This window comes from Paenirhodobacter sp. YD-8 (assembly GCF_056590935.1).
The window spans coordinates 2,069,246-2,081,317 of sequence record NZ_CM152649.1 but is presented as its reverse complement, the minus strand read 5'-3'; the positions used below and the strand labels follow the sequence as shown (position 1 = coordinate 2,081,317).

General features: G+C 68.3%; 9 protein-coding genes. All 9 read left to right on the top strand.

Annotated elements, in window-relative coordinates:
- Positions 1-146: 146 nt before the first annotated feature.
- The 9 genes from dusB (at position 147) to hflX (ending at position 12,031) form a co-directional block, all read left to right on the top strand.
- Complete coding sequence (dusB, locus tag AC0QTQ_RS10045) at positions 147-1,067, top strand: tRNA dihydrouridine synthase DusB (protein ID WP_480259218.1); 921 nt, start codon at positions 147-149, stop codon at positions 1,065-1,067.
- The gene (locus AC0QTQ_RS10040) at positions 1,064-2,134 is read left to right on the top strand and encodes a two-component system sensor histidine kinase NtrB (protein ID WP_480256450.1); all 1,071 of its coding nucleotides are present in this window, start codon (positions 1,064-1,066) and stop codon (positions 2,132-2,134) included. The genes dusB and AC0QTQ_RS10040 overlap by 4 nt, the downstream gene beginning before the upstream one ends.
- 3 nt (positions 2,135-2,137) lie before the next feature.
- Positions 2,138-3,511, top strand: a complete 1,374-nt coding sequence (locus AC0QTQ_RS10035; RefSeq protein WP_480256449.1) for a response regulator — start codon at positions 2,138-2,140, stop codon at positions 3,509-3,511.
- 71 nt (positions 3,512-3,582) lie between these two features.
- On the top strand, positions 3,583-5,847 hold the full coding sequence (locus AC0QTQ_RS10030; protein ID WP_480256448.1) for a sensor histidine kinase NtrY-like: 2,265 nt from the start codon (positions 3,583-3,585) through the stop codon (positions 5,845-5,847).
- Positions 5,840-7,255, top strand: a complete 1,416-nt coding sequence (ntrX, locus tag AC0QTQ_RS10025; protein WP_480256447.1) for a nitrogen assimilation response regulator NtrX — start codon at positions 5,840-5,842, stop codon at positions 7,253-7,255. Before AC0QTQ_RS10030 ends, ntrX begins: the two co-directional genes overlap by 8 nt.
- A gap of 214 nt (positions 7,256-7,469) precedes the next feature.
- The gene (trkA, locus tag AC0QTQ_RS10020) at positions 7,470-8,846 is read left to right on the top strand and encodes a Trk system potassium transporter TrkA (protein WP_121532458.1); all 1,377 of its coding nucleotides are present in this window, start codon (positions 7,470-7,472) and stop codon (positions 8,844-8,846) included.
- A gap of 9 nt (positions 8,847-8,855) precedes the next feature.
- Positions 8,856-10,373, top strand: a complete 1,518-nt coding sequence (locus AC0QTQ_RS10015) for a TrkH family potassium uptake protein (RefSeq protein ID WP_480256446.1) — start codon at positions 8,856-8,858, stop codon at positions 10,371-10,373.
- Positions 10,374-10,517: 144 nt separating this feature from the next.
- Positions 10,518-10,751 carry an RNA chaperone Hfq gene (gene hfq, locus AC0QTQ_RS10010; protein ID WP_107323454.1) on the top strand — a complete coding sequence of 78 codons (234 nt, stop codon included), beginning with the start codon at positions 10,518-10,520 and terminating at the stop codon, positions 10,749-10,751.
- A complete protein-coding gene (hflX, locus tag AC0QTQ_RS10005) occupies positions 10,748-12,031 on the top strand; it encodes a GTPase HflX (RefSeq protein ID WP_480259217.1) in 1,284 nt (427 codons plus the stop codon). The genes hfq and hflX overlap by 4 nt, the downstream gene beginning before the upstream one ends.
- Positions 12,032-12,072: the final 41 nt, after the last annotated feature.

The following is a 12,072-nucleotide window of genomic DNA, read 5'->3' as shown; positions in this document are numbered from 1 at the left end:
GTGCTGATTTTTCTCGCCGAAACTGGCGCGTTTCAATTGTGATTCCCGAGCTCAGCCGCTACCTCAGGTGCAGCAACAATCTGGAATGCCAAGTGACCCTCACGCTCGACACTTTCCGGCTGGAGCCCCCGGTGCTGCTTGCACCCATGGCCGGTATCACCGATCTGCCGTTCCGGCGGATCGTGGCGCGTTTCGGCGCGGGGCTTGTGGTCTCCGAAATGGTGGCCTCGGGCGAGATGCTGACCGCCAAGCCCTCGGTGCGGGCGAAGGCGCGCAGCGAGCTTGGCCTCGACATGGCCTCCTCGGTGCAGCTTGCCGGGCGCGAGGCTGGCGCGATGGCCGAGGCGGCGAAGGTCGTCGCCGACATGGGCGCGAAGATCATCGACATCAACATGGGCTGCCCGGCGAAGAAGGTGACGGGCGGCTATTCCGGCGCGGCGCTGATGCGCGACCCCGATCACGCGCTCGGCCTGATCGAGGCGGTGACCGGCGCGGTCGACGTGCCGGTGACGCTGAAGATGCGGCTTGGCTGGGATACCGATTGCCTGAACGCGCCCGAGATCGCCCGGCGCGCCGAGGCGGCCGGCGTGCGGATGATCGTCATCCATGGCCGCACCCGGATGCAGTTCTACAAGGGCGCGGCCGACTGGGCGGCGATCCGGCCGGTGGTGCAGGCGGTCTCGGTGCCGGTGATCGCGAATGGCGACATCGTCGACGCGGCCTCGGCGCGGCGCGCGCTGGCGGAAAGCGGCGCGGCCGGGGTGATGGTCGGGCGTGGCGCGCAGGGAAGGCCCTGGGCGCTGGCCGAGATCGGCGCGGCGCTCTTCGGCACGCCCGAACCGCGGATCCCCACGGGCGATGCGCTCGCCGCGCTGGTGGCCGAGCATTACGAGGCGATCCTCTCCTTCTATGGCATCGAGGTCGGGCTGCGGCTCGCCCGCAAGCACCTCGGCTGGTACGCCGAGGCCGCGGGCGCGCCCTTGCGCGCCGAGATGATGGTCTCGCAAACCCCGGCGGCGACGCTTGCCCTGATCCGCGCGGCTTTCGGCGAAAGGATGGCGGCATGACCCTTCCCGCACCCGGCATCATCTGGAGCTCGCTGCCGATCCCGGCGCTTCTGATCGGCGCGGACGACCGGATGATCGAGGTCAACCCGGCGGCCGAGCTGTTCCTCAACATCTCGGCGCGGATGCTGAAGGGGCAGTCGGTGCTCGAGCGGCTGGCGATCTCGGCGCCGCTCGAGGAAATCTTTGCCCGCGTCCGCAAGAACCGCTCGGCGCTCTTCGTCAACGACGTCGAGGTGACGACGGGCGAGAAGGCGCCGGTGCAGTGCAACCTGCAGGCGGCCCCGCTGGGCGAGGATGCGGCGACGATCCTGTTCCTGATCTCGCCGCGCGAACTTGCCGACCGGCTCGGCCGGGCGAGTCTGGTGAAATCGGCGGCGCGTTCGGCGATCGGCATGGCCGAGATGCTGGCGCACGAGATCAAGAACCCGCTCGCCGGCATCGCCGGGGCGGCGCAGCTGCTCAGCATGAACCTCACCGGCGACGATCTGGAACTGACCGACCTGATCGTCGACGAGACCCGGCGCATCGTGAAGCTGCTCGAACAGGTCGAGCAGTTCGGCAATGTCCGCCCGCCCGAGAAGAAGCCCGTCAACATCCATGACGTGCTTGACCGGGCGCGAAAATCGGCGCTGGTCGGCTTTGGCGCGCACATGACCATCGTCGAGGATTACGACCCCTCGCTGCCGCCGACGCTCGGCGATGCCGACCAGTTGACCCAGGTTTTCCTGAATCTTCTGAAAAATGCGGCAGAGGCCTCGAAGGGCCAGCCCGGCACGATCCGGCTGCACACCTTCTACGAACATTCGCTGCGTCTGCGGCGCGCGGACGGGCAGGGGCAGGCCTTGCCCCTGCAGATCGAGATCGTCGACGACGGCCCGGGCATCCCGCCCGACATCGCCTCGTCGATCTTTGAACCCTTCGTCTCCGGCCGCGAGAACGGCACCGGACTGGGCCTTGCGCTGGTGTCGAAGATCATCTCGGAACACGACGGCTGGATCTCCGTCGATTCCGTTCCCGGAAAGACCGTGTTCCGGATTTCCCTGCCTGTCGCCCCCAAGGAGAGCTGACCGATGGACGGCACCGTACTTGTCGCTGATGATGACCGCACGATCCGCACCGTGCTCACCCAGGCCCTGACCCGGGCCGGGTGCAAGGTCCACGCGACCGCCTCGCTGATGACCCTGATGCGGTGGGTCGAGGAGGGCAAGGGCGACCTCGTGATCTCCGACGTCGTCATGCCCGACGGCAACGGGCTCGAGGCGCTGCCGCGCATCGCGCAGGAACGCCCCGGCCTGCCGGTGATCGTGATCTCGGCGCAGAACACGATCATGACGGCGATTCAGGCGGCCGAGGCCGACGCCTTCGACTATCTGCCGAAACCCTTCGACCTGCCCGATCTGATGAAGCGCGCGGCGCGTGCGCTGGAGCAGAAGCGCAAGGCGCAGGTGGTGCCGAAGATGGTCGAGCCGCGCACCGAGGGCGGCACCGACCTGCCGCTGGTCGGCCGCACCGCGGCGATGCAGGCGCTCTATCGCCTTGTCGCGCGGGTGATGAACGCCGATCTGCCGGTGCTGATCCTCGGCGAATCGGGCACCGGCAAGTCGCTGATCGCGCGGGCGATCCATGACTTCTCCGACCGCCGCACGCTGCCCTTCGTGGTGGCGCAGGCGGCCGACCTGCAGGGCGCCGACGGCCCCTCGGCGCTGCTGGCGAAGGCCAAGGGCGGCTCGCTCGTCTTCGACGAGGTCGGCGATTACGACGACGAGACCCAGGGCCGCATCGTGCGCATGCTCGACGCGCTACCCGATCCCGCGCCGCGGATCATGGCGACGACGCAGGTCGATCTGTCGGCGCTGATGGAGGCGGGCAAGTTCCGCCAGGACCTGTTCTACCGCCTCGGCGGTGTCACCCTGGCGGTGCCCGCCTTGCGTGAACGGGTCGAGGACATCCCGCTGCTCGCCGATCACTTCCTGACCCGCGCCGAGCGCGACGGGCTCGGCACCCGCCGCTTCTCGGCCGAGGCGATGGCGCTGGTGCGCGCCTATGCCTGGCCGGGCAACGTGCGTCAGCTGGAAAATACCGTGCGCCGGCTGGTGGTGACCTCGTCCGAGGAGGAAATCACCCGCACCGAGGTGGAATTCGTGCTCGGCAATCAGCCGGCGATCGAGCCGTTGCGCTCGGGCGGCGAGGGCGAGAAGCTCTCGGCCTCGATCGCGCGCCACCTGCGGCGCTATTTCGACCTGCATGGCGGCAACCTGCCCGCGCCCGGCCTCTATGACCGGATCCTGCGCGAGATGGAGGCGCCGCTGATCGAGATCGCCCTCGACGCCACCGGCGGCAATCAGGCGAGATGTGCCGACCTGCTTGGCATCAACCGCAATACCTTGCGCAAGAAGATCACCGATCTGGATATTCAGGTGACACGGCGCCGGAAGCTGATGTAAACCCGCAACAGGGGGTTGTGGCAATTTCGCCTCGGCGGATTCGCCCGACCCCGGAGAGCGGGAGAGGCATTTTGCACGGCACGGTCGATCGCAGGGGCTGGGACAGGCTTGTTCGTCTGCGCCGCCAGCGCCGGGTGCAGAACGGCTTCGCGCTCGGGCTCACCGTGCTCGGGCCGGTTCTGGCGGTCGGCACCTTCGTCGTGCTCGGCCCGATGGGGCAGGGCGCCGATTCGAACGCGCTGCGCCTGACACTTCTCGCCGACTTCATCTATTTCCTGCTGCTCGCCGGGCTGATCGTGATGCGCCTGACGCAGATGATCGCCGCCCGCCGGGCCCGCGCCTCGGGCTCGCGCCTCACGCTGCGGCTGACCGGCGTCTTTGCCGGCATCGCGCTGGTGCCGACGATCCTCGTGGCGCTGTTTGCGGGCCTGACCGTGAACATCGGCCTCGAGGGCTGGTTCTCCGACCGGGTGCGCTCGGTTGTCGGCACCTCGCTTGCCGCCGCCGAGGCCTATCAGGACGAGCACAAGCGCGACATCGTCTCCGATGCCGAGGCGCTCGCGGGCTTTCTGAACCTGCGCCGGCAGGCCGCCACCTTCATGTCGGACGGCGACCTGCGCGAGCTGCTGGTCGCGGGCCAGGCCGGCATCCAGCGCGGGCTGAAGGAAGCCTATGTCATCGACGGCACCGGCGAGATCATCGCCCGCGGCGAGCGCAGCTATCTGTTCGACTTCGAGAAACCTGCGCCCGAGAAGATCGTCGAAGCGCAGAAGGGCGGCACCGTCCTGATCGAGGACTGGCCGAATTCCGAGCTGCGCGCGCTCGTCCGCCTCGATGCCTTCGTCGACCGCTATCTCTACGTCTCGCGCACCGTCGACGGGCAGATCCTGTCGCTGCTCGACAGCACGCGCGAGACCGTGCATCTCTATCAGCAGCTCGAGACCACCCGCGGCCGGCTGCTGTTCGAGTTCGGTCTCGTCTACATCGGCTTTGCGCTGATCCTGATCCTGGCCGCGGTCTGGGTCGGGCTGTGGTTCGCCGAGCGCCTGTCGCGCCCGATCGGGCGGCTTGCCTCGGCCGCCGAGCGGGTCGGCGCCGGCGATCTCGATGCGCGGGTGATCGAGGAGGAGGGCGATGACGAGATCGCCACCCTCGGCACCGTCTTCAACCGCATGACGCGCGAGCTGAAGGGCCAGCGCGAGGCGCTGATCGCCTCGCATCTGAAGACCGAGGAGCGCCGCCGGCTGTTCGATTCGGTGCTGAGCTCGGTCACCTCGGGGGTGATCGGTCTCGATGCCGACGGCCGGCTCGACTTCCTCAACCGCTCGGCCATGCGCCTGCTCGAATTGGCCCCGGGTCAGGAACATGACCGCGACCTGGCCGAGGCAGTTCCGGAATTTGCTGGTCTTTTCCAGCGCTTGCAGGACGGTTTTCACGCAGTTGTGCAAGAGGAGATCCGGATCTCGCGCGGCGGACGGCTGGAAAGCCTGCTGGTGCGCATGGCGGTGCGCAGCGGCGAGGACGGCCAGCGCGAGGGTTATGTGGTGGCCTTCGACGACGTGACCGAGCTGGTCTCGGCGCAGCGCATGGCCGCCTGGGGCGACGTCGCGCGCCGCATCGCGCACGAGATCAAGAACCCGCTCACCCCGATCCAGCTCTCGGCCGAGCGGATCAAGCGCAAGTATTCGCGCCTCGTCTCGGGCGAGGATCTGGAGACGCTCGAACAGCTGACCGGGGTGATCGTGCGGCAGACGAACGACCTGCGCCGCATCGTCGACGAATTCTCGCGCTTTGCCCGGATGCCCGAGCCCGACCGGCGCGACCACGATCTTGCCCGGCTGATGCGCGATGCGGTGGTGCTGCAGGAGGGCGCGCTGCACGGGGCGAAGCTCGTCTCCGACCTGCCCGCCGCTCCGGTGGTGGTGGAGCTCGACGCGACGATGATCTCGCAGGCGGTGACCAACCTCATCAAGAACGCCGGCGAGGCGATCGAGAGCCTGGCCGAGAAGGGCGCGCCCGAGGGCTGGATGCCCGAGGTGCGGGTCGCGATGGAGGCCGCGCCCGACGCCGTCACCATCCGCATCATGGACAATGGCATCGGCCTGCCGCCCGACCGCTCGCGGCTGTTCGAGCCTTATGTGACGACGCGGGCGAAGGGCACCGGGCTCGGCCTGCCGATCGTCAAGAAGATCATCGAGGAACATGGCGGCACGCTGGTGCTGACCGATGCGCCGGCCTTCGCCGAAGGCGCGCATCGTGGCGCGCTCGCCGAAATCAGACTGCCGCGGGCCCGGGCGGGCCAGCGCGCCATCAAGGACAGTGGGACCCATGAGTGACATTCTGATCGTCGACGACGAGAAGGACATCCGCGAGCTGATCGCCGACATCCTGAAGGACGAGGGCTATGCCACCCGTCTGGCGGCGAATTCCGACGAGTGCATGGAGCAGATCAACGCCGAGGCGCCGGCGCTGATGATCCTCGACATCTGGCTGAAGGACAGCCGGATGGACGGCATCGATATCCTGAAGACGGTGAAGCGCGACAACCCCGATATCCCGATCATCATCATCTCGGGCCACGGCAACATCGAGATCGCCGTCGCCGCGATTAAGCAGGGCGCCTATGACTTCATCGAGAAGCCGTTCAACATCGATCAGCTGATGGTGGTGATCGGCCGGGCGATGGAAACGTCCCGGCTGCGGCGCGAGAACTCCTCGCTGCGCCGGCGCGACCTGCATTCGGGCGAGATGCTCGGCGCCTCGGCGGCCTTCCGCAAGCTCAAGGACCAGCTCGACAAGGTGACGAAGTCGAATGGCCGGGTGATGCTGACCGGCGAGCCGGGCTCGGGCAAGGAGACCGCCGCGCGCTTCGTGCATCAACACTCGAACCGCGCTGCGGCGCCCTTCGTCACGGTCAACTCGGCCTCGATCGCGGCCGAGCGGATGGAAGAGGTGCTCTTCGGCCGCGAGACCGCGGAGCGCGGCATCGAGAAGGGGCTGCTCGAACAGGCGCATGGCGGGGTGATCTATTTCGACGAGGTGGCCGAGATGCCGCCGGGCACGCAATCGAAGATCCTGCGGGTGCTGACCGAACAGCAGTTCACCCGGGTGGGCGGCGCCGACAAGGTGCGGGTCGACCTGCGGGTGATCTCCTCGACGACGCGCGACCTGCCCGCCGAGATTGCCGCCGGCCGCTTCCGCCAGGAGCTGTTCGACCGGCTCAACGTGGTGCCGATCGCGGTGCCGCCGCTGAGCGAACGGCGCGAGGACATCCCGCTGCTCGCCCGCCATTTCATCGAGGCCTTCAACCGCACCCAGGGCCTGCCCGCGCGCGAGGTCTCGGACGAGGCGGGGGCGGCGCTGCAGACGATGGACTGGCCGGGCAACATCCGCCAGCTGCGCAACATCGTCGAGCGGGTGCTGATCCTCGGCGAGGGCACCGGCCCGATCGAGGCGCGCGAGCTGCCGGGCGAGGGCGGCCCGGCCGAGGAGGGGCGGATCGTGCTTGGCGGTGCACTTGCCACGCTGCCGCTGCGCGAGGCACGCGAACTCTTCGAGCGCGAATACCTGCTGACGCAGATCAACCGCTTCGGCGGCAATATCTCGCGCACCGCGGCCTTCGTCGGCATGGAACGCTCGGCGCTGCATCGCAAGCTGAAGTCTCTGGGCGTCGTCACCTCGGCCAAGGCCGGCGGCCGCGTTGCCCATCTCGAGGAGGACGACGAGGACGAGGACGACCTCTGAGCCGCGCGCGGGCCGTGGGCGCGGATCGCCTCCGGCGGGAGTATTCGGGCCAGGAAAAGCCCGGGGGACAGGGCCTTAGCCCGCGGGCTTTTTCTTGTGCAAATACTCCCTGCGGCGCGGCCGCAGCCGGGGCCGGGCGCGGTGCCCAGGGCGCCGTGATTGACCGTCGGGGGCTGTGCGCATACAACAGCCAGACGGCCAGTCGGAGGACGGAATGAAGGTCATCATCTGCGGTGCGGGACAGGTCGGCTGGCAGATCGCGCGCCATCTGGCGGGCGAGCGCAACGACGTCACCATCGTCGACAGCAACGCCGAGCTGGTGCGCCGCGCCTCGGACACGCTGGATGTGCAGGGCGTCGCGGGCTTTGCCTCGCATCCGGACGTTCTGGAAAAGGCCGGCGCGCGCGATTGCGACCTGATCATTGCCGCCACCCATTCGGACGAGGTCAACATGGTGACCTGCCAGGTGGCGCAATCTGTCTTCGGCGTCACCCGCAAGATCGCCCGGATCCGCGCGCAGACCTATCTGGCGCCGCAATATGCCGATCTCTACCGCCGCGACCATCTGCCGATCGACGTCGTCATCAGCCCGGAACGCGAAGTGGCCGAGGCGGCGCTGCAGCGGCTGAACGCGCCCGCGACCTTCGACACCGAAAGCTTCCTCAACGGCGGGGTGCAGCTTCTGGGCATCGTCCTCGAGGAGGACTGCCCGGTTCTGAACACGCCGCTGCGCCAGCTCACCGACCTGTTCTCGACCTTGCGCGCGCTGGTCGTCGGCGTGCGGCGCGAGGGCCGGCTGTTCGCGCCCGAGCCGGGCGATCAGCTCTTCGTCGAGGATCAGATCTATGTCTTCGCCTTCACCGAGGACGTGAACCGCACGCTGGAAATCTTTGGCAAGGCGACGAAAAAGCAGGAACGCATCGTCATCATCGGCGGCGGCAACGTGGGCCTTGGCGTCGCCCGCGCGCTCGAGGCGCGCTCGGACCGGGTGCGGGCGAAGATCATCGAGAAGAACCGCGCCAATGCCGAACGCGCCGCCGACATGCTCGAGCGGACGATCGTGCTGAACGGCGACGGCATGAGCGCGGAGATCCTAGAGGAGGCGAACATCGACCGCGCCGACGCGGTCTTGGTGGTCACCGACGACGACAAGACCAACATCCTGGCCGCGGTGCGGGCGAAGCAGGCGGGCTGCAAGATGGCGATCTCGCTCGTCAACGACCCGACGATGGTGCCCCTGATGGCGCCGCTCGACATCGACGCCTACATCAACCCGCGCGCCACCACCGTCAGCTCGATCCTGCGCCACATCCGCCACGGCCGGGTGCGGGCGATCTATTCGATCGGCGATGCCGAGGCCGAGGTGATCGAGGCGCAGGTGCTGGGCACCTCGCCGATCGCCGGGCGGTTGCTGCGCGACATCGACTTCCCCGAGGGCGTGCTGATGGGGGCGCTGATGAAGGGCGACCGCATCCTCAAGCCGGGCGGTGACACCAAGGTCGACGAGGGCGATGTCATCGTGCTCTTCGCGCTTGCGGCGGACGTTCCGGTGGTGGAGCGCTTGCTGCAGGTCTCGATCGACTTCTTCTGAGGCGGCGCGATGCTGCAGAAGCTGCGCCATGTCCCGCTCTTCGTCTTCCTGATCGCGATCGCGGCGGCGGCGATGCTGATCCCCGCGACCCATGCCTTCGTGCTGCGCAATTATGCGGTCTCGCGCGCCTTCTTCTATTCCGGCATCCTGTTCCTGATGCTGAGCGGGCTGCTGGCGCTCGCCACCGCCTCGAACCCGAAGCAGCATCAGGGGCGCACGCATCTGCTGACCATGCTCGCGGCCTTCACCCTGCTGCCGGTGGTGCTGGCGGTGCCGTTCAACGAATCGGTGCGCGACACCGGGCTTTACAACTCGTGGTGGGAGATGGTCTCGTCGCTGACCACGACCGGCGCGACGCTCTATGTGCCCGACCGCCTGGCGCCCAGCCTGCATCTGTGGCGCGCGCTGGTGGGCTGGATGGGCGGCTTCTTCATGCTGGTGATGGCGATTGCGGTGCTCGCCCCGCTGCGGCTTGGCGGGTTCGAGATCTTCGTCGCCGGCAACAGCACCGGGGGCGAGGCGCCGTCCTTCCTGCGCGACGGCGCGGCCGAGCCGGGCGAGCGCGTGGTGCATTATGCGCGCGTGCTCGCGCCGGCCTATGCCGGGCTCACCGCGCTGCTGTGGCTGCTGCTGATGATGGCGGGCGATGATTCCCTCGTGGCGCTGTGCCATGCGATGTCGACGCTGGCCACTTCGGGGATCTCGCCCTTGACCGGCGTCGCCGGGGCGCCCGCGGGGTTGGTGGGCGAGATGCTGATCTTCCTCTTCCTGATCCCGGCGCTGTCGCGCCGGCTCTGGCCGGGCGGCGGCGAGCTGCGGGCGTCGGAGAAGCTGCGCGATGACCCCGAGCTGTGGCTGGCCGCGGTGCTGGTGGGGATGGTCGCGGCCTTCCTGCTGTTGCGCCATTGGATCGCCGCGCTCGATGTCGAGACCCCGACAGCCTTCGGCCCGGTGCTGCAGTCGCTCTGGGGCAGCCTCTTCACCGCGCTCTCCTTCCTGACCACCACGGGCTTCGAAAGCGCGAGCTGGGACGATGCGCGGCACTGGTCGGGGCTGGGCACGCCCGGTCTGATCCTTGCCGGGCTGGCGATCACCGGCGGCGGCATCGCCACCACGGCGGGGGGCGTGCGGCTGCTGCGCGTCTATGCGCTGCTGCGCCATGGCGAGCGCGAGCTGAACAAGCTCGTCCACCCGACCTCGATCGCCGGCGGCGGCCCGACCGCGCGCAAGCTGCGCCGCGAGGGCGCCTATATCGCCTGGATCTTCTTCATGCTCTTCGCGATGTCGATCGCGGTGGTGATGATGGCGGTGTCGCTGACCGGGCTGGCCTTCGAGCCGGCGACCATCATGTCGATCGCGGCGCTGTCGAACACCGGCCCGCTTGCGGCCTTTGCCGCCGACACGCCGCTGAGCTGGGCGGAACTCGGCGATGCGACGAAATTCGTGCTGGCCGCGGCGATGGTGCTTGGCCGGCTCGAAACCCTCGCGATCATTGCGCTCTTCAACCCCGAGTTCTGGCGCGGCTGACCCGGCTGCGAGCGCTATCTTTTCCGCGCACGGGGTAACGGGCTGTTTTTGGGGGTGGAATCTCCCCCACTCTTGCGCATACTGATTCCCACGGACGCAGCAACGCGGCCGGCGCGCGACAAAAACACGAAGGCATAATAAAAAATGGCTGCCGACAAACAGAACCTGCAGGACGCATTCCTCAACCACGTCCGCAAGACGAAGGTTCCGGTCACGATCTTCCTCATCAACGGGGTCAAACTGCAGGGCGTGATCACCTGGTTCGACAACTTCTGCGTGCTGCTGCGCCGTGACGGCCAGAGCCAGCTTGTCTACAAGCACGCGATCTCGACGATCATGCCGGGTCAGCCGATTTCTCTGTACGAGGGCGAAGACTGAGCGATCCCGTCCTGTCGCAGGCCCGGCCCACGCGGGCCTGGGTCCTGCATCCCGATCTGAAGACGGCCGATGCCCGCCGTCTGCCGGAGCACCGCCTCGCCGAGGCGGTTTCGCTTGCGGCGGCCCTGCCGAACCTCGAGGTTGTCGGCGCCGAGGTCGTGCGCCTTCCGAAACCCAATCCCGGCCATCTGTTCGGCACCGGCAAGCTTGCCGAGCTGAAGGAGCGCCTGCACGAGGCCGAGGTCGATCTCGTCCTCGTCGACGGTCCGGTGACGCCGGTGCAGCAGCGCAACCTCGAGAAGGACTGGGGAGTGAAGCTCCTCGACCGGACCGGGCTGATCCTCGAGATCTTCGCCGACCGTGCCCGCACCCGCGAGGGCGTGCTGCAGGTCGAGCTTGCCGCGCTCAGCTATCAGCGCACGCGGCTGGTGCGCGCCTGGACCCACCTCGAGCGGCAGCGCGGCGGCTTCGGCTTTGTCGGCGGCCCCGGCGAGACGCAGATCGAGGCCGACCGGCGCGCGATCGACGAGCAGGTCATCAAGATCCGCCGTCAGCTTGCCAAGGTGGTGAAGACGCGCGAGCTGCACCGGGCGGCGCGGCGCAAGGTGCCGTTCCCGATCGTCGCGCTGGTTGGCTATACCAACGCCGGGAAATCCACGCTCTTCAACCGGATGACCGGGGCGGACGTGCTGGCCAAGGACATGCTCTTCGCCACGCTCGACCCGACGATGCGCGGCATCACGCTGCCCTCCGGGCGCAAGGTGATCCTGTCGGACACGGTGGGCTTCATCTCGGATCTGCCGCATGAACTCGTCGCCGCCTTCCGCGCGACGCTCGAGGAGGTGCTCGAGGCCGATCTGATCCTGCACGTGCGCGACATCGCCCACCCCGAGACCGAGGAGCAGGCGGCCGATGTCGGCGAGATCCTCGAAAGCCTCGGTGTGGCCGAGGACGTGCCGCTGATCGAGGTCTGGAACAAGATCGACGCACTGACAGAGGAGACCCGCGCGGCGCTTCTGGTGCAGGATGCGCGGCGCGGCGATGTGCAGGCGGTCTCGGCGCTGACCGGCGAGGGGTTCGAGCCGCTGCTCGCGGCGATCGAGACCCGGCTCGGCGAGGAGCGTCACGACGAGGCGCTGCACCTGGGCTTCGATCAGGGCCGCGCCCGCGCCTGGCTGCACGAGCAGAACGTCGTGCGCGGCGAGCGCGAGACGAAGGACGGCTGGGACCTTGACGTGAACTGGTCGACGAGCCAGCGGCACCGCTTCCGCGCGCTCTGAGCGTGGGCGCCACCCCCGGCCGGGGCCTCCGGCGGGCGTCT